Genomic DNA, 20,332 nt, shown 5'->3' with positions numbered 1-20,332 from the left:
TTAAGGGGAGTTATTATGCTAGACAAAGGTTTTGAAAATTTATGTAAGGAAATAAATTTTAAACCTTCAAGTTTATTTGAGGGTACAAAACTTTTATCTGTGCAGCCTGCATTAGCAAGTCTTAAAAATTGAATCTTTGATATTCAATTTGAAGAACATATTGAAATAACCAAATATCTTGAGTTTAAGAAGGCAATGCGCTCTAAATTTCCAGATTGTAAAATTAATCTATATGTTCAAAATATGATTTTAGATAAAAAAGTTATTGCTGATTATTTAAAATACATGATAGATACTTCATATCGTAGATTACATTCAATTTCAGGGTTTATTAATCCTGAAATTTTAGACTTAAATGATAACCAAATTTCATTCAATATTCCAACCAAAAAGGCGTATGAGTCTTTTAAATCCTTTGATAGAGAAATAAAATTATGTCTTGAAAAAATAGGATTCGAGTTTCTTACTCCTTTGTATAAATTAAGTGAAAAAAAAGAAATTAATGAAGGAAAAACAATTGTCAAAGATTTAATTAATTCTTTTGATTCAATCAAGAAGGATACTAACAATAAATCTTTATCAAAGGACGATAATAATCCATTTTTTAATAAATCTTATAAAGCATCACATAAACCAATTGAGATGAGTATTTCTGATGCGTTAATCACATTTGAGCAGATTAGAGTGATGTTAAAAGGAGAAATTTTCTTTCTTGAATGAAGAACGACAAATACAAATAAGAGAATTTTAAACATTCGAATTTCTGACTATAAAGAAGCAATTGCAATTAAATATATTCAAGATATAAATGATGAAAAACCTAACCTAAAAATAGGTGACACAATTTATGTTCAAGGTCTTCTAAGTGATGATACGTATACCAAAAGTAAATTTATTTTAACATCAGGCAAGAATTGATACACACCAACTGAATCATTAGTTTCAATTACACAAGATAATGAAACTGAAAAAAGAATTGATTTGGCAGTTAGAACAAACATGAGTGCTCAAGATGGAATTTCATCGCCAGAAGAATATATTGAGGCAATGGAAAAATTAGGACATAAAGCTATTGCAATCACCGATCTAGATAATGTCCAAAGTTTTCCAAGCTTCTATAATCTCTTAAAGAAAAATAAGACAATTAAACCAATATATGGAGCCACGTTATCAACTATATCGAATAAGAATTCAATTTTTATTGGATATAAAGATTTTATATTGTCTGATGCAGAATACGTTGTTTTTGACCTTGAAACAACTGGACTTTCTTCAAGATTTGATGATATTATCGAATTTGGTGCTTCGATTATAAAAAATGGAAAACAGATTGAAAAGATTCAATTCTTCTTAAAAACAAATAAACCACTAACACAAAAGATTCAAGAATTGACAAATATCAATGAATCAATGTTAGCAAAAGGTTATGAACAAGAAGAAGGAATTAAAAAGATATATGAAATTTTAAACAATCGTATTGCTGTCGCACATAATGGTAGTTTCGATATGCGAATGTGTTTTCAAAAATTTAAGGAATTAAATTTAGATATAAGTAATTTGGTTTGTATTGATACCTTAAGAGTTTCATACCTATTAGATACTGATGATAGATTACATAAATTAGAAAGAGTATGTAAACGTTTTAATATAGCATACAATGTTGCTGAGGCACATAGAGCAGATTATGATGCCAATGTTTTAGCTCAAGTGTGATTGCGAATGATATCTAGATTAAATATTGAAAAACAAATATTCAGTTCAATGGATTTATTTAACTATGATACATCATTATGAGCTAAAAGAAGAAGATCATCAGAAATTAGAGTGCTAGCAAAAAATCAACAAGGATTGAAAGAATTATTCAAAATATTATCTAATTCATTGACAAATGACTTTGCTGATGGACCAAAATTTTACATTGAAGATAAAGACAAATATCCTAATCTTTTATTTGGTTCAGCAACAAATCAATCCCTTTTATGAGATAAGGTGTTGTTTGGAACTGATGATGAAATCATTGAAGAAATCAAGAATTTTGACTATATTGAACTTCCTCCGATTGATTCCTTTGTTTATTATGTAAAAATTGAAGATATTTCAATGTCAGACCTACAATGAGCCTATAAAGATTTGCTAACAAAATGTAAATCATTAAATAAAATGTGCATTGCTACTTCGGATGCTAGATATGTTTATGAATACCAAAAACAAATTCATGCAATCTATATTAATGCTCCGTCACTAGGTGGAGGAAAGCATTGATTAAAAGGAAGAGCACAACCTTCATTTAAATATTTAACAACAAGAGAAATGATTGATCAATTTATTTTCTTAGGCGATGAAAAGATAATAAAGGATCTTGTGATTAATAATCCTAAGAAGATTGTTGAACAAATTGAAGATATTCAAGTTATAAAAGACAAATTGTATGTACCTAGTTTTGACAATTCACCAGTAAAATTAAGAGAATTAGTTTACAAGAACTTATATGAAAAATATGGAAGCAATCCAGATAAAAAAATTATTGAACGTGTTGAAAAAGAATTAAATCCAATTATTAAATATGGTTATTCAGCAATTTATTGAATAAGTCATAAGTTAGTAAAAAGATCAAATGAAGATGGATACTTAGTAGGAAGTAGAGGATCAGTAGGTTCGTCAATCGTTGCTAATTTATCTCAAATATCCGAAGTTAATCCGCTTGAACCACATTATTTATGTTCAAATTGTAAATATTTTGAATGAAGTGAAGATTCAAATATTTATTCAGGTTGAGATTTACCTGATAAAAGATGTCCAAAATGCGATCAAATGCTTTCAAAGGACGGACATAATATTCCATTTGAAACATTCTTGGGATTCGAAGCAAATAAGGTTCCTGACATTGATTTAAATTTTAGTGGTGAATATCAACCTACAATTCATAATCTAGTTAGAGAATTATTTGGTGATGATCACTCTTTTAGAGCTGGAACAATATCAAAAATTGCACTAAAAACAGCATTTGGATTTTGTGAAAAATATATGCATGAAGAAAGAAAAGATGAGATTCCTTGATCAAGAACTTTTTTGGATTTTCTAGCATCAAAAGCAGCGGGAGTTAAGAGAACAACAGGTCAGCATCCTGGAGGAATAATTGTTATTCCAAAAGAGTTTGATGTTGAGGATTTTACGCCAGTTAATTATCCAGCAAATGATACTAATAGTACCTGAAAAACAACGCATTTTAATTTCGAATCTATTCATGATAATGTTTTAAAACTTGATTTACTTGGACATGATGATCCAACAACGATAAAAATGCTTGAAGATTTAACTGGTGTAAGTGTAAAAAGTATTCCTAAATTTGATAAAGAAGTAATGAAATTATTTTATACAACTGAATCAATGAAAATAAGTCCAAGTATGATTGATAATGAAACAACTGGGGCATATGGACTACCTGAATTTGGAACAAATTTTGTGCGTGGAATGTTAAAGGAAGCACAACCTCGGACATTTAATGACTTAATTCTATTGAGTGGATTGAGTCATGGAACAAATGTGTGAGCAGGAAATGCTGAAGAGTTAGTAAAAAAAGGGTTTAAACTAAAAGATTGTGTTTGTTGTCGTGATGATATCATGCAAGAGTTAATAAAAAGAAAAATTGAGCCTTTAGTGGCTTTTGAGATTATGGAAAGAGTACGTAAGGGAAAGGGATTGACTGTTGAACAAGAAGATCTATTAATCAATAGTAACGTTCCTGATTGATATATTAATTCACTTAAAAAAATTGAATATATGTTTCCTAAGGCTCATGCGACTGCATATGTTATTATGGCTTGAAGAATCGGATGATATAAACTATATTATCCACTTGAATTTTATGCTTCATATTTTTCAATACGACCTGATGCAATAGATATTGAGGTTATGTCAAACGGATATAACAAAGTTAGTGAAATACTATATGATTATAAAAATCGTAAAAATGATAAGGCAAATCCTCTTTCAACAAAAGAATCTGCGCTAATAACAACATTTGAAATTACTAAGGAAATGTATGCAAGAGGATTTAGTATTCAAAATGTATCACTAGAAAAATCTGATGCTAAAAATTGAATTGTAGACAAGGATAAAAAATCACTAATCCCTCCATTTAATGTTGTTGATGGCTTAGGTGAGACAGTTGCTGAATCAATTATTAAGGCAAGAGCAGAATCTCCATTTCTTTCTATTGAGGATTTAACAGAAAGAGCAAAAATAAATATAAAAATTTGTAACGAGTTAAGAAGATTAGGAATTCTAAAAGATTTAAACGAAACCAATCAAGTTGAATTATTTTAAGAATAAATAAAAATAGTGATTTTAAATTGTTTTATAAAAGTTTTATTACAATTTAAAATCACTATTTTACTATTGTTTTTAATTTCTTTAATGCATCAATTGCTGCATTGGTTTCTGCTTCTTTTTTTGAATACCCTCTTCCTTCACCATATTTAACTCATTGAAATATAACTGAAGAGTGAAAAATATTGTTAGGAAGTTTTTCTGTTTTATATTCAACGTTCGAGTTACTTGATTGTTGAAAAAATTCTTGTAATACATTCTTAGGATGTGAGTGTTGCGAATAGTAGTGTGAATCAAAAGTTTTACCTAGTGTTTGTTCTGCTATTCTCATTGCAGTTTCGATGCCAAAGGCAACATATACAGCACCAATAAAAGCCTCATAAAGATTAGAAATTGTTTTTCGATTAATTCCATTAATAAAGGCAGATTTTGAATGTCTTAAATATCTGAATAATTCATATTCTTCTGCAAGGTCGGATAAATTATTTTTATCAACAATTGAACTTCGAAGTTGTGTAGCTAAACCCGATTCTCAAGTAGGATTTCTCTTTGCTATTCAATCTGTAACAATGAATTGAAGAACTCCATCTCCAATAAATTCAAGATAGTCATTATGTTCAGAATTTCTATGTTCATTTGAATATGATTTATGTGTAAATGCAGTTATAAAAATATATTTCTTTTCATCAGACACAAAATATATAGGAAGCTCAAATTCAACTAAAAGTTTAGATAGATCATTTCAAAATATTTGGTCTTGTTTATTCAATTGAAACATAATTTATATTATCTAATTCCTTTTTAAGATCATCAATAAAGGTTTCTTTGTCTAAAAGATTTTTGATTTGATTTAAAGCACCTTCGAAAGCAATCTCATCTGAACCACCATGAGCTTTAACAACGACTTTGTCTAATCCAATAATGTAGGCACCACCGACATTCCGATAATCAAAATTGCTTTTCATTTTCTTTAGTTGTTTTTTAAGAAGTAAACCACCAAATTTTGTAACTATATTTGTATGGATTATATCCTTTAACATTTTACCGAAGCCAAGGAATGAAGACTCTAAGGTTTTTAAAAATATATTTCCACTTTGTCCATCAGCTAGGATAATATCAATTTTTCCTTCAATTGCATCCTTTGGTTCAATAAAGCCATAAAAATTGATATGTTGGTTTTCTCTTAAAATTTTGTAAGCCTCTTTATTTAAAGGACTTCCTTTATATTCTTCAGTTCCAATGTTTAAAAGCCCAATACTTGGTTTGATATTGCTATTGAAAATTAATTTATGATAATAAGTTGCTAAAATTGCTCAATTATTTAGATATTCAGCAGAGGTTTCGATATTCGCCCCAGCGTCTAAAAGTAGGGTGTGTTTGCCAATTAATGTTGGAAGAATAGGCATAAATGCAATTCTTTCAACATTGTTTAATCTTTTTATTTTAAGCATTGAAAGTGTTGTAAAAGCGCCACTATCACCACTACTCAAAATTGCATCATAATCATTTTCAATTAGGTAATTAAATGCATCTAACATTGATGATGGATTTTTTAGTGCATCTCTTGGAGAAGAACTAAGATGAATGATATTTTTTGAATCAATGATTGTGAATGAATCTTTATTGATAGTTGGATTATTCTTTGATAATTCAGCCTCAATGATTTCTTTATTACCTACTAATGCAATCTTATATTCTGGATTTTTTATTTTAAATGCTATAGCACCTTTAATTGCGTCATAAATTCCATTATCATTATTCATTACATCAAAGACTATTTTTTTCATTGTTTTACTCCTTAATTTAGCTTATTCCGCTGCAATTAGATATGGATAAATATCTTGTCCACCATTGTGAATTTCAAATTGAATATCAAAATTAATTTCAATATAGTTTTTTAATTCATTGATATCAGCTTCAGTGACACCCTGACCATAGTAGATTGTAACCAATTGAATTTCTTCGTTAACAATTTCATCTAACAATTTATATGCTGCTTCGTTGAATGTTGTTGCAGTATTAATAAGTTTTCCTTCACTAATAACCATATAACTTCCAGCCTTAACTTTGATGTTATTTAGTTTTGTAGTTTTGATTGAAGGAGCAATCTCACCATAATGAATATTGGTTAACGCCTCTTTCATTAAAATATGGTTATCTTCAACACTATTTTCTTCATTGAAGTTATATAGAACACTTAAACTTTGGGCTTGTGATTTCGTTGGAATGATTATAATTTTTTTATCTTTTATGATTGTTGATGCTTGTTGAGCTGAAAGAATAATATTTGAATTATTTGGCAAAATGAAAATAGTTTCTGCATTGATTGAATCGATTGCAAAGATTATATCTTTAATTGACGGATTATTGGTTTGACCGCCTTCAATAATGTAAGAAGCGCCATTTTCTTTTAAAAGATTAATAATTCCTATTCCTGTGTTACATGATATAACGGCTGATTTTTTAGGTAATTTAGCATCAGTATCATTCTCATTAGAATTATTTTTCTTTGCTAATTCGTTACTATTTTTTTTGCCATCATTAGCTTGCATGGTCATATTTTCGATCTTGATTTTTACAAACTGACCAAGATTATCAACTAAATTTAGAATATTTCCAGGTTTTATTGCATGAATGTGAACTTTTAGGTAAAAATCATCTTTGACAACAACAGTAGAATTACCATGCTTTTCTAATTTAGCAATTAGATTTTCACGGTTAAATTTCTTTGGTTTTTTTAGTTCAATAATAAACTCTGTGCAATACCCAAATTCACCATTAAATACTTCATCGTCAGAAATAAATTTATTTACTTCAATACCTTTTTCAAGTAATGAAATTGGATTGCCTTCGAAATATGAATACATTCCTTCGATAATGGCATAAAGACCTTCTCCACCAGAATCTGTAACACTAACTTCTTTAAGTATAGGAAGTAAATTAGGAGTATTATCACAACTCTTACGTGCAAATGAAAGTGCAGCCCTTAAAACATCTAATATATCAGCGTCAATAAGAATATTATCCTTTAGTCCTTCAGATGTTTCTCTTATAACTGTTAGAATAGTACCTTCGATTGGTTTTAAAACAGCATTGTAAGCGTATTTTGAGGCTTCTTCAAAACCTTTAACTAGATCATATGCATTGATTTCATTTTTGTTTTGAAATGCAACAGCAAAACCCTTAAAAATTTGACTTAAAATAACTCCTGAATTTCCACGCGCAGAAAATAACATATTTTGTGCCGCTAATGAGGCAACGTCTGAAATTTTCAAATCATCTGAAATTTTTATTTCTTCAATGCTAAGAATTGTTGAAGCCATATTAGATCCAGTATCACCATCAGGCACTGGAAAAACGTTTAATGCATTAATAAGATTCTGTTTATTTTTTAAATTATATGTCCCAGATAAAAGAGCATTGATTCATTGATTACCAGTAATTTTACTCATTATTTAATTCCTTTGATATAAACGTTTAATTTAGAAATCTTAAGATTTTTTTCTTGTAGTTTGTAACTTACAATTTGATATATTTCTTCAACAATAATTCTTGCATTAAGGTTTACTAAAATAATTAATCCAAGAGTTAAATCAATTGCATTTTTTGCCTTAATACTTTTTTGAACAATAATTCCATTGTTTTTAAAGTCAATCTGATTTTTAGAGTCTAATGCACAAAAGTCGACAACACCAGCGACTGATGATATTCAGTTTCTTATTTCAGTTTCAAGTAAATTGTAATTCATTTTAAAACCTCAATTATTTTTTGATATAACTTCTTTTAATTGGAAACATTGAAGTTAATTTTGCAACTTCTTTTTTTATAACTTTTTTTAGTTCTTCATTTGCAGGTTCTTTCAAAAGTTTATCAATTAAATTAGCTAGAATAATAAATTCATCCTCACCGAAACCCCTTGATGTCATTGCTGCTGAACCGAGCCTAATTCCACTTGATACAAACGGACTTTCTGTATCATTTGGAATCGAATTCTTATTAACTGTAATGTTACATTCTTGAAGAATATTTGCAGCCACTTTTCCAGTTAAACCATAAGATTCTTTAACATCAATCATAAACAAATGGTTTTGTGTTAATCCTGAAATAATCTTTATTCCTTTATTGATAAAAGTTTGACAAAAGACTTTGGAGTTTTTTAGAAGTTGTTTTTGATAGTCAATAAATTCAGGTTGTAAAGCCTCATAGAATGATACTGCTTTACCTGCAATTTGGTGAAATAAAGCCCCACCTTGATATCCAGGAAATACAGCACGGTCTATTTTTTTGGCAATTTCTTCGTTGTTTGTTAAGATGATAGCACCCCTAGTCCCTCTTAGGGTTTTGTGTGTTGTGGTCATGATAACATCAGCATAACCAACAGGTGAAGGATGAAGACCAGCAATAACTAAACCAGATATATGTGATATATCGGCAAATAAATAAGCATTAACCTCATCAGCAATCTTCTTAAATTTATCAAATTCGACAATTTGCGAATATGCTGAATAACCACAAATAATCATTTTAGGTTTAACTTTCTTAGCGATTTTTAGGACTTCATCATAATCAATAATTCCTTCTTCATTAACAGTATAACTATATGATTCATAAAAAATACCACTAAATGAAATACGATATCCATGAGTTAAATGTCCACCAGAATCTAAAGAAAGTCCAAGAACTTTTTCGCCGGGTTTTAAAAGAGCCATATAGACGGCGGCATTTGCAACGGAACCTGAATAAGGTTGTACATTAGCATAATTAACATTGAATAGTTTTTTAGCTCTTTCTTGCGCTAGTATTTCAACTTGGTCAATGAATTCACAACCTCCATAGTATCTTTTGTTAGGATATCCTTCACCATATTTGTTGGTTAAACACGATCCCACTGCAGCAAGTACATCCTCAGATACATAATTTTCGGAGGCAATTAATTCAATGTGTTCTGATTGTCTTTTATTTTCATTTTCAATCATTTCAGCTAATTCTTTATCATTAAGTGATATTTTTTTGTACATATTTTTTCTCCTTTTCTAAAAGAAAATTAAGTAGATTTAAAACAAAATTTTTATCTTGTAAAAATAAAAAAACTAAACTTAATTAGTCTAGTAGTGATTTATGTTGCTTTTCTAATTTTTCTTCTTCAATTTTCTTTTTAGTTTCTTGTCTTTTTTCAATGTTTTTAATGATTAATAAAATTGGAAGTGATAGTAATCCAAGACCAACTGCTGGTAAAACTCTATAGATTCAATTTTCAGTTCCTGAAGAAACCATAAAGGAAGACATAGCAATGGCAAACGGAACCAAAAAAGTTAATGTGCTTTTTTTAATTACTTTAAATCTAAAAATAAGTAAGCATACAATTGAGATTTGAATAATAGAAACCAAAAAAGCAACAGGAAGTAAAAAACTTCATCTTTCAAAATCCTTAGTGGCAGGAAATGCTCAGCTGTCTTTACCAATTAAAATAAATATAATAAATGAAGGAATTGCAATTAGAAATAAAGAAATTAAGGCTACTTTTCATGAATGAGAAAGTTCTTTTTTTTCTCTTTGAATTTCAAAACTTTTATAGTTATTAATGTTGATTTTTTTATTCTTCCATTTTTTATTATTTGACATTGAAATACTCCGTCTATTTGAAATAAATAAATTTTACCAAATATTGACCTATTCTTAATTTAATATTTAGATGGGTTTTAATATGAATATTAAAGAGAATTCATTTTTAGTAATTGTTAAACAATTTTTAAAGATAGACTTAATAGATTTAATAATAGAATATATGACAATAATTTTTTTAGACTATCTATAATTATAAATTAGTTGTGTATGATAAATGTTAAGTAGGTATTAGCTATAAAAAATAATTGGAGGCTAAGAAAATGAAGTTAATACAGGTAGAAGCCCATGGATTTAAATCTTTTGCAGATAAGGTAACATTAAAGTTTAATGGCGGCGTTGTTGCAATCATTGGACCAAATGGGTCTGGGAAGTCGAATATCAATGATGCAATTAGATGAGTACTTGGTGAAAGTAGTTCGAAAGCATTACGTGGAGATAGCATGGAAGATGTTATTTTTGCAGGATCAAAGACTGAAAAAGAAATGGATCGTGCCGAAGTAATTTTGACTTTTGATAATCAAGATCGGGCAGTTGATATCCCTCATGATTTTTTTACAATTTCACGTGTTCTAAATCGGGGACAAGGATCAAATGAATACTACATCAATGGTGAGATTGCACGTCAGAGAGATATTAAAGAGATTGCAATGCAAAGTGGGATTTCTAAATCATCATTAGCAATTATTAGTCAAGGAACAATTTCTGATATTGCAGAAGCTAGTCCGGAAAGAAGACGTGATTTTTTCGAAGAAGCTTCTGGTACTTCAATGTATCGTGCAAAAAAGCAAGAAGCAATGCGGAAATTAGAACGGACTGAAGAATCACTGAATAAGATTGGGATTGTGATTCAAGAATTAGAAAGACAAATTAAACCTCTTCAAAAACAAGCTCAAAAAGCACAAACATACAGACAAAAAACAAATGAGTTAAAAAACATTGAAGTTTCGTTATTGATTCATGATTTTTTAGATTACTCAGCAAAACTTGAAGACTTGAGCGCCGATTCATCATCATACAAGCAAGAAAAAGAAGACTTAGAATTACAGATTAAAACTTATACAGATATATACAATAAAAAAAGTAATTTGATTGCTAACCTTGAGCAAAATATTTTAAATTTAGGAATTCAGATTGATGATATTACATCACAAATTACTAATCTTGAAATAAGAGCAGCAAAAGAAGAAAAACATCGTGAAATGCTTATTAATAATGAGATTATCATTGATAATAAACAAAGAAAATCAGCACTAAAAGAAGAACTAAGTTCACTCTATACAAAGATTGAATTAATTAAAGAATTTATTAAAGATCAAAAACAAAAAAACGATGAAATAAATGCAAAAATTATCAATACAGTAGCAAAAAAACAAGAAATAAAGAATGAACTCGATTTACAAAAAGATCGAATTCAAAAAATAAATTCGAAACTTGAATACCTAATCAATCTAAAAAATTCAAAAAATAATCTTCATAAAGGAACTAAAAATATTGTGCAAAATGCACATCTTTTTAAAGGTTATAAGGCACTTGTTTTAGATATCCTAAATGTTGATTCACAATACAAAATTGCCATTGAAACCACATTAGCCAGCGCCCTTCAAAATATTGTTGTTGATACTCCTGAAACTGCGGTCAAAGCTATTGAATTTCTAAAAGAAAACAATGGAGGTAGAGCTACATTTATTCCTCTATCTTCAATTAGTCCAAAAAAAGTATTAGAACACTATTATATTGCTGCGCAGACACAAAAAGGTTTCATTGGTGTTGCTAGTGATTTAGTTGAAGTAGAAAAAGAATTTGATGTTTTGAAGAAATTTTTATTAGGTCATATTCTTATTGCAAATAATATTGAAAGTGCAAACAAGATATCCAAACTTCTAGAGCATAGATACATGGTTGTTACATTGGATGGAGATATTATAAGAGTAGGCGGAATCTTAAGCGGAGGTCAAAAAGAAGAAGATTCTCATCTACTTGGAATTGATGAACAAATTAAGAATTTGGAAGCACAAAAACCTAATATTCTTAGTCTAATTTCTCAAAAAAATGAGGGACTAATTATTCTTGAACAAGAAGAAAAAAATTTAGGAAACCTATTTTCAAATATTAGTTTAGATATTGTTAAACAGGAATACCAACTAAAAACTACACAAGCTAAATTTGATGAGTTAAGAATTCAATATGAGAATATTGCCGATGAGAAACTTGATGAATTAAATGTGATTGACATTTCAGCTGAAATTCAAAAATTAATTTTAGAAAAAAGCAATCTTATTGCGAATAAAAATTCGCAAAATGAATTGCTTCAAGCAACTAAGAAAGAACTTAGTGATGCGAATATAAAAAAGAATATTGCAAACAATGAATTAAATACATTGATTACAAATAATGCAAATAAGATTGCTGAAAAAAGTCATGCTGAGGTGATGATTAATACAATTACACAACGTCTTTCGGAACAATATAACATGCTTTTTGAAAGTGCTAAGGAATTATATAATCCTGAAATTGATTTTGAAGCAGCAAGAAGAATAGTTAACGATCTAAAAAATGATATTAAAGAATTAGGATATGTTAATTTAGGTTCAATTGACCAGCTTCAGGAAATTGAAGAGCGCTATGACGAACTTAAAAAACAAGAATATGACATTATCGAGGCAAAGAAAATAATTGAAGAAGTAATCATTGAAATGGATAAAATTATCATTGAAAAGATTACTGAAACAGTGAACCTTGCAAACATTGAATTTAAACATGTTTTTTCTAAAATGTTTGGTGGTGGAACAGCAGAAATCAGATATACAGATCCAAATAATTTATTAGATAGCGGTATTGATGTTATGGCACAACCCCCTGGAAAGTCAATTAAAAATATTAAATTATTTTCAGGTGGTGAAAAAGCATTGATTGCTATTTCGCTTCTATTTTCAGTTCTTAAAGCAAAACCTCTACCATTATGTATTTTGGACGAGGTTGAAGCAGCGCTTGATGAAGCAAATGTAATTAGATTCGCTGAGTTTCTTCAAAGTTTAAAAGAAAATACTCAATTTATTGTTATAACACATCGTCAAGGGACAATGGAAAGAGTTGACAAATTATATGGAGCAACAATGCAAAAAAGAGGTGTTACAAGTTTCTTTGGAGTGAATTTAGCTGAAGCTAAAAAGTTAGTAAATTAGGCAATTCATATTTCTGAAATTAGCTTAAATTATGGAAAATTCTATAAAAAATTGTTGTGATATAATTAAAATGTAAAAAAAGGAAAAATATGTACGGACTAGTGTTTTATTTAAAAAAAGAGAATTTAATTAGAGAATATTCTAAGACTCATGAAGGAATAAATTCTGACAATTACAAACAAGCATACGAGGATATTCGTGATATTTTAAGACACTATGGTTTTCATTGATTATCAAACAGTTTTTACTTTTCACGTTCTATAAACAATCTTTTGCAAATTATAAAAGCCATTAATCATCTTAAAACAATTGATTGATTTAAAAAATCTTTAGTATCCTTACATGTTTTTAAGATGGAAGATTTATCAATTTTCACTGATTACATTATTGAAGATGAATCAAAATAAAAATGAGTTATTAACATTAAAAAAGAGTTAGTAACTCATTTTTAATGAAAAATTTCAAGTAATGGGCAATTAAAAATCAATGTATAATCATTAATACATTCAATAGTCTATAATTAATCACTTAATAAATTAATAACATTTAGGAGGATTTATGAAAGTAAAATTTGGTAGTGATGATGTTAATCTTTTAGGTAATGAAATTAGAATCGGAGATACTTTCCCAAACTTTATGGCAGTAGATTTAGATTTTAATGATTTTGAACTAAGCAGTTTACCAAAAACAAAGAAATTAATTTTATCTATTCCATCAATCGACACAGGCGTTTGTGAAACTGAAACAACTAAATTTATGAATTATTTTATTAATAAAGAGTACCCAGTTTTAGTTATTTCCCAAGATCTACCTTTTGCCTTAGGTCGTTGATGTGCAATCAGAAATAATAAAACAATTCAAACTTTAAGTGAATTCAAATATAAAGATTTCGGTAGAAAAACAGGAACTTTGTTAGAAGGTAAGGAATTACTTACAAGAGCTGTATTTGTTTTAGATGAAAATAACAAAGTCTTATATGTTGATTATGTTAAAGTAGTTGGTCATGAACCAAATTATGAAGAAATTTTAAGATTTTTTTAATCGAAAAAAAGAATATTCTAATATAAAAAAAGGAGCCAATTTTAAAACTAGAGGGCTCTTTTTTTAATATTAAATTAAACAAGAAAACATTGATTTTATGAAAAATTGTAAAGTTTCTTTGTTAAAAATTGTAAATTAAAAGTATTAAATATTGTAAACAATAAGCATTAAATATTGTAAACAATAAGCATTAAATATTGTAAACAATAAGCATTAAATATTGTAAAATTCAATATATAATATACAGTAATTAAATAATATAAACATTATGATAGAAGAAGAAAAAATAATAAAAAATTACAAATCAAGAATCATTGAAAATGTCATTGATAGATACTACAATATTGTAGGGGCAATATGTATTGAAGGGCCAAAATGATGTGGTAAGACATGAACCTCTTTTTTTAAGTCTAAGAGTTCTTTCTTTGTGGGAGATCCATCAAATAACTTTGCTAATCGAGAACTTGCATTAATAAATCCTAAATTGATATTAGATGGAAAAAATCCAAGACTTATTGATGAATGACAGGAAATACCTTCCCTTTGAGACGCAATTAGATGAGAAATTGACTGAAGAAATCAAAATGGATTATTCATACTTACAGGGTCATCCACTCCCAAAAAAAAGGGAATATTACACAGTGGAGCTGGAAGAATTGTTAAATTAAGAATGGAAACAATGTCGTTGTATGAATCAAACGAATCAAGCGGAATTGTGTCATTAAGGGATTTGAGCAATCAAAAAATTAAAGAACAATTAATTGAACCTTTGTCATTTGAAAAATTAGCATACTTTATTGTTAGAGGAGGGTGACCTAGAAATATTAATAGTTCGATTCAAAATTGTCATTTGCTACCTAACTCATATATTGAAACAATTTTAAATGAAACAATTAAAGAAATTGATAATTCAACATATGACCCACTAAAGATAAAATTAATTTTAAAGTCACTTGCAAGAAATGAATCTACTCTTGTTTCAGAAGATAAAATCATAAAAGATATATCTGCAAATGATGATGAAAAAATTTCTAGACCTACAGTTAACAAATATATTGATGTTTTAAATCGAATGTTTATTTTTAATAATCAAGAGCCATATGCACCAAATCTTAGATCATCAAAAAGAGTAAGAATTTCTGAGAAGAAACACTTCTGCGACCCATCATTAGCATGCGCACTTTTGAATGTTACACCAAATAAACTAGTACGTGATGTTAAGTTATTTGGGATTTTATTTGAATCATTAGTTATTAGAGATTTAAGAGTTTATGCACAAGCAATGGATGCAAAGATATTTCATTATAGGGATTATGACGGTAATGAATTAGATGCAATAATAGAATTAAACAATAGTGATTGAATAGCAATTGAAATAAAGTTGTCTTTTGCACAAGTTGAATCAGCTGCTAAAAGTTTAAATAATGCTGTAGATAAGATTGTTCAAAGTAACAATAAGGCACCAATTCTAAAATGCATAATAGTTGGAATTGGTAATGGTATTTATAAAAGGGAAGATGGAATAGTTGTTGTCCCAATTAATGCATTGAAGGACTAGTATTTAATTCAATACCTTAAATTCTTTTACATTTTCTTCCCCATATTCTAAAATTACTGTTTACTTTTCTTAAATACCAAATAAGCAAAATAATAAGATATGAATTAAAAAACTGACTATCATTAGTAGCCAGTTTTTTAATTTTAAAAATGTGTCTATTTTGCCTTATTAGCCATCTCATATGCTTTTTGAATTTTTGATTTAATATCTTTAAATGATTTTATAAATTTAGCTTTTGTTTCTTCTACATTTTGATTCCCATGAATTATTGCTGAAAGTAATTCAAAAAGGTCTCATAATTCAATATATGATTTATCATCAAATCCCACTTCTTCAAAGTATTTTTTATCATCTTCATTAAGATTCTTCATTACATTATAATATAGTGTATCGAATTGGCTATTAAACTTTAATATTGAATCATTATCCTTTAGTTGTTTTTCAATATCTTTAACTTTTTCAAATTCTTTATATATTGCTTCTAGTTTTTGTTTTGGTGTGCTTTGTTCTGAATTACTATTTGGAGTAGCAGAGTCACCATTATTCATTGGTTGGTTTTCATTTTTTGGAGATTCATCATTAGGCATTACATCTTTAGGTTGAGTTCCCTCATTATTTGAACTACCCTCATTTTCATTATTATTTTCTCGATCTCCATTTTCAGTTTTTTCAGGTTTTTTAGGCATTTCAGGCATTTCAGGTTCTTTGGGAGCCTCAGCGTCGCTAGGTTTATTTGGTTCTTTAGGAATTATTTCACCATCATCTTTTGGTTTTGCATCATTTGGATTATCTGTATTAGAAGGCTTATTTGGAGTATTTGTTTCTCCTTCATTTTTTGGATCTTTATTTTTATCTATCTTATTTTTGTCTTTATCATCATCTTTTTTAGTATTTGATTCTTCTTTGTTTGGTTTGTTATTATCAGAAACATTGCATTTGGATGAAATGATTGGAATTACACTTAATGATGTGATTGATCCAATAATTGCAAGAAATTTAGTTAATTTTTTCATAATTCTCAATATTATAACTTTCATTATTTCAATATATAAAAAAATGTACTAAAACACTATTTAAAAAAAAGTTTATAAAGAAAAAACTTACTTTATAAACTTTAGGCATTTATCAAATTTAATAATTCCAATAGAATAAATAAATTTTTAATTTTATTAATCTTCTATTGTTTTTAGTTTTTATTTAATGATTTAATTTTGTTTGGATTTTTTGTAAGCATCATCAACTTTTGACTTAATATCTTCAAATAATTTTTTAAACTTATCTTTTGTAGTTGATAACGAAGATTCATTTTGTATTATTTCTGAAAGAAGATCAACAAGATCTGAAAATTCACCTAGAAAATTATGATCCAATCCAAAGGTAGCAAATTTATCTCTAGTATCACTATCATATTTGAATAGTTCATCTATAGGCTTTAATCCATTATTAAATTCTGATGCGGAATTTCTATCCTTCAAATATTTATCTAAATCTTTATATTTTTCAAAAGTTTCATATATAAATTTAATTTTTTCTTTTGGAGTTTTATTTTTAATTTCGTCTGAAATATTTGAATCACTATCGCTTCTAGGTTTGTCATTAGGCATTGAATCTTTAGGTTGTTCATTTCCATTATTTGAACCGCCTTGGTTTGCATTATTATTTCCTTGATTTTCTCCTTCATTTTCTTCAGGTTTTGAAGGCGTTTCTATTTCACTAGGTTTCTTAGGATCCGTAGGCGCTACTTCGCTATTGCCATTATGATTTTCACCGTTTTGGTTATCTGTATTAGAAGGTTTACTTGGAGTGCTTGTGTCCCCACCATCCTTAGGATTTTTATTATTTTCTGGCTTGTTTTTATCTTCATCCTTTTTAGTATTTGGATCTTCTTTGTTTGGTTTGTTATTATCAGAAACATTGCATTTTGCTGAAATTATTGGTATTGTGCTTAGAGATGCAACTGCTCCAACAATTGAAATAAATTTACTTAGTTTTTTCATAATGATTAATTTTATAACTTTAGAAATTTCTAAAATTAAAATAATGGATAAGATTTTATAAAAAAGTTTATAAGGAAGGAAATAAGTTGCCTTATAGACTTTTTTATTTTTTATTTAATGATTGCTATGAACGACTCGGATGCAAGTTGGTTGTCTTTTGGAGCTTTTCTAATAATATATTTCCCAGGAGAAAGTTTTAATTTAGTGGTTGAAATTGAATGTCAAGTAGTTTCATGCTCAACTCTATATTGCATTGTAGAATCGACACCAACAATGATGTTGTTATTGTATATTTTTACTATTCTATCCAAATCATTACCTTTAGTAATTTTTATTATTTGAATATCTGATTGAAACTTGTCATTTGTATTCTTAAATCTTATGGAAAGTGTACCTGGGACTATTTTATCAATTATTTGATTATTAGATACAATAGGTTTTCATTCGTTGAAATTATTTCGATATTCCATGTTAGAAGCAACACCAGTTAGTTTGATCTTGTCTTCGTCTAATGAAATTAATTTTGCCTTAGGAATTTCATTTTTTTGAACATTAAAATTTACTTTTTTGTTATTTTTTATATTAAATTTATAACCAAATTTTTTAATGTCTTGAAGTTCAATGTCAACATTTCCATAATTAATAAAATGATCAAGAATTAAAATATATGTTGAATCATTTTCTTTAATTGTTTCTTTAACATATGCATTTTTAATAATGAAATTTCCTAATTTTAGATTTATGTCTTTAATATTTTGATCAAATTTAATTCTTAGAGCATATTGACCTAATTCTTTGTTTGATAAGAATGTTTTTTCAATATTATATGAGACATGTTTTAGATCAATTTTTTCATTTGGTTTACTTTGATTTAGATAGTAGGTAATTTCATCATACGTTACATAGGGAAGTCTAAGTTTTTTACCTCCCTTCTCACTTAACTGTAATTTATATTCATCTAATACTGCAGTTACATATTTATAGGAATCTTTAGCTAAATTTAGTTTTAAATAAGGAGGAAGTTTTTCTAAACCACCTAGTTCTCTATCGATAGCATCTATTGCACCTTCCTTTGAATTAATGTAATTTTTAATCTTCAGATTTCTAAAGCGATTACCCATTTTATATAATCCACGAGTAAAGATGCTTTCCTTAATAAAATCATCATCATGCATCATAAAGAAATTAAAGGTACCTTCAGCATTAGGCTTCTTTTCATCTGCTCGATCAGAGGTTGCATCAACGTGATATCATTCTCCATCTATTTCAATTTGATTTCAAGCATGTCTTGAAGCAGACCCAGTTAGATATCCATAATCAGCATTTCCAGTCATCAAACGACATGGAATATTTAACTCATCCATAAGCATCTTAAAACCCTTAGCATATCCAGTACATACCGTTTTTTGTTTAACTAGGGCTGAATATGCACTTTGGTCATCAATCAAATTTTCTTGTGAATAATCATATTTCACATTTTTAGTCATTCATTTATAAGCTTCAATAATCTTTTGTAAGGTAGGTAGGTTTTTTCATTGGTTTGCAATTTCTTTTGCTTTGTTTTTTGCTTCAGTGTATTCTTTGTTAGATTTAGTTAAATCAATTGAATCTACATCAATCAATGTTGAATATAAATAACCTTTATAATGAGCTCAAACTTGTACCTTTCCAAAATCATTATTAGTATGCTTTTTGCCACTTATTTGTCCATTGATTGTTAATTTTAATTTCGCGTCATCTTCATCCTCACCAGCCTTCATAACTTCTTTTTTAGCATATCAATTTCTTTGATATCATTGTATGTCTTTAGTAATTATTTCCTTAGTTTCTGTATCAATGAGATTGAGTTTTATAGTATCAATACCATTTGAGTTCAAATGAATATCTTTTTTATCTATTTCATACTTAGAATGGGAATAAAAATTAGAAGGAACTTCATTATTTAGAATCATTGACTCGATTTCTTTTTCTGAAAGAGATTTTTCAACAAAACTTGTTTTTGAATTTGTATTGACTAGATAAAATGAATCTAAACTCTTTAATCTTGAATTAGAGTTAGAGATATATTGAGTGGTAGAGGATGGAATTAAGTTATTTGCATGATTATTATTTGTTGAATCTGAGTTGTTTGAAGGGTTTCTATTTTCATCATTAATTATTTTAGATTCATTTGAATCTGTAGGGTTTTTAGGATTTAAATTTGTTGGGTTTGTATTGCTTGACGGATTGATAGGTTTGGTATTTATTGGTTCTGAAGGAATTACATGATTACCTGGAAGTAATGGAATATTTCTATTACTTTGATTATTAGATTGATTGTTTGTATTGCAACTTATAACAAAAAAAGAGTTTGAAATAAGATTAATAGATAGCAAACTAAATAAGAATTTTTTAGATCTTTTCATATATCCTCCTATCAGATAGCATTTAACTTATATTAGCAAATAAAGAACAAAATTATATAAATAATGACATTAGATTACTAGAGTTTCTAAAATAAATTGTTGTATTTAGGGTATATAGATAAATATTTTAGTGCCACCAGTAATGTTGCCAAAATAAAACAGAAGCCTATACAAAAAAAAAAAAAAAAAAAAAAA

Annotated in this window: 14 protein-coding genes; 5 read left to right on the top strand and 9 right to left on the bottom strand. The window is 27.9% G+C overall.

The window, feature by feature from the left end; genetic code table 4:
* Window positions 1-15: 15 nt before the first annotated feature.
* A complete protein-coding gene (locus BCF89_RS07845) occupies window positions 16-4,326 on the top strand; it encodes a PolC-type DNA polymerase III (RefSeq protein WP_111518353.1) in 4,311 nt (1,436 codons plus the stop codon).
* A gap of 61 nt (window positions 4,327-4,387) precedes the next feature.
* Here BCF89_RS07845 and rnc read toward each other — a convergent pair whose 3' ends face one another.
* From rnc to BCF89_RS07830, 6 genes are all read right to left on the bottom strand, one after another.
* The gene (rnc, locus tag BCF89_RS07840; RefSeq protein ID WP_111518351.1) at window positions 4,388-5,107 is read right to left on the bottom strand and encodes a ribonuclease III; all 720 of its coding nucleotides are present in this window, start codon (window positions 5,105-5,107) and stop codon (window positions 4,388-4,390) included.
* Window positions 5,091-6,116: a phosphate acyltransferase PlsX gene (plsX, locus tag BCF89_RS01460; protein WP_111518349.1), complete on the bottom strand. Its 1,026-nt coding sequence runs from the start codon at window positions 6,114-6,116 to the stop codon at window positions 5,091-5,093. The genes rnc and plsX overlap by 17 nt, the downstream gene beginning before the upstream one ends.
* A 21-nt stretch (window positions 6,117-6,137) precedes the next feature.
* The gene (locus BCF89_RS01455; protein WP_111518347.1) at window positions 6,138-7,781 is read right to left on the bottom strand and encodes a DAK2 domain-containing protein; all 1,644 of its coding nucleotides are present in this window, start codon (window positions 7,779-7,781) and stop codon (window positions 6,138-6,140) included.
* A complete protein-coding gene (locus BCF89_RS07835; protein ID WP_111518345.1) occupies window positions 7,781-8,077 on the bottom strand; it encodes a hypothetical protein in 297 nt (98 codons plus the stop codon). Before BCF89_RS07835 ends, BCF89_RS01455 begins: the two co-directional genes overlap by 1 nt.
* A 13-nt stretch (window positions 8,078-8,090) precedes the next feature.
* Window positions 8,091-9,347, bottom strand: a complete 1,257-nt coding sequence (glyA, locus tag BCF89_RS01445; protein WP_111518343.1) for a serine hydroxymethyltransferase — start codon at window positions 9,345-9,347, stop codon at window positions 8,091-8,093.
* Between the two features lie 82 nt (window positions 9,348-9,429).
* Window positions 9,430-9,951, bottom strand: a complete 522-nt coding sequence (locus BCF89_RS07830) for a hypothetical protein (RefSeq protein ID WP_111518341.1) — start codon at window positions 9,949-9,951, stop codon at window positions 9,430-9,432.
* A gap of 263 nt (window positions 9,952-10,214) precedes the next feature.
* Between BCF89_RS07830 and BCF89_RS07825 the strand changes: the two genes are divergently transcribed.
* From BCF89_RS07825 to BCF89_RS07810, 4 genes are all read left to right on the top strand, one after another.
* Window positions 10,215-13,136 carry an SMC hinge domain-related protein gene (locus tag BCF89_RS07825; RefSeq protein ID WP_111518339.1) on the top strand — a complete coding sequence of 974 codons (2,922 nt, stop codon included), beginning with the start codon at window positions 10,215-10,217 and terminating at the stop codon, window positions 13,134-13,136.
* Between the two features lie 89 nt (window positions 13,137-13,225).
* Window positions 13,226-13,543, top strand: a complete 318-nt coding sequence (locus BCF89_RS07820; RefSeq protein WP_111518337.1) for a virulence protein — start codon at window positions 13,226-13,228, stop codon at window positions 13,541-13,543.
* Between the two features lie 151 nt (window positions 13,544-13,694).
* Window positions 13,695-14,177, top strand: a complete 483-nt coding sequence (gene tpx, locus BCF89_RS07815; RefSeq protein WP_111518335.1) for a thiol peroxidase — start codon at window positions 13,695-13,697, stop codon at window positions 14,175-14,177.
* A gap of 268 nt (window positions 14,178-14,445) precedes the next feature.
* On the top strand, window positions 14,446-15,735 hold the full coding sequence (locus BCF89_RS07810) for an ATP-binding protein (protein WP_111518333.1): 1,290 nt from the start codon (window positions 14,446-14,448) through the stop codon (window positions 15,733-15,735).
* Between the two features lie 155 nt (window positions 15,736-15,890).
* On the opposite strand, the gene BCF89_RS01415 is transcribed toward BCF89_RS07810, so the two are convergent.
* The 3 genes from BCF89_RS01415 to BCF89_RS07805 form a co-directional block, all read right to left on the bottom strand.
* Complete coding sequence (locus BCF89_RS01415) at window positions 15,891-16,748, bottom strand: Mbov_0729 family lipopotein (RefSeq protein ID WP_111518331.1); 858 nt, start codon at window positions 16,746-16,748, stop codon at window positions 15,891-15,893.
* Window positions 16,749-16,940: 192 nt separating this feature from the next.
* Window positions 16,941-17,732 carry an Mbov_0729 family lipopotein gene (locus BCF89_RS01410; RefSeq protein WP_111518329.1) on the bottom strand — a complete coding sequence of 264 codons (792 nt, stop codon included), beginning with the start codon at window positions 17,730-17,732 and terminating at the stop codon, window positions 16,941-16,943.
* Between the two features lie 110 nt (window positions 17,733-17,842).
* Entirely contained in the window at window positions 17,843-20,137 is a 2,295-nt protein-coding gene (locus BCF89_RS07805; protein ID WP_111518327.1) for an MAG6410 family transglutaminase-related lipoprotein, read from the bottom strand.
* Window positions 20,138-20,332: the final 195 nt, after the last annotated feature.

Source organism: Metamycoplasma auris, from assembly GCF_003253435.1.
GTDB classification, from domain to species: Bacteria; Bacillota_I; Bacilli_A; order Mycoplasmatales; family Metamycoplasmataceae; genus Metamycoplasma; species Metamycoplasma auris.
Note: the sequence above shows the minus strand (reverse complement) of the source record. Positions and strands in the feature narration are given on the sequence as shown.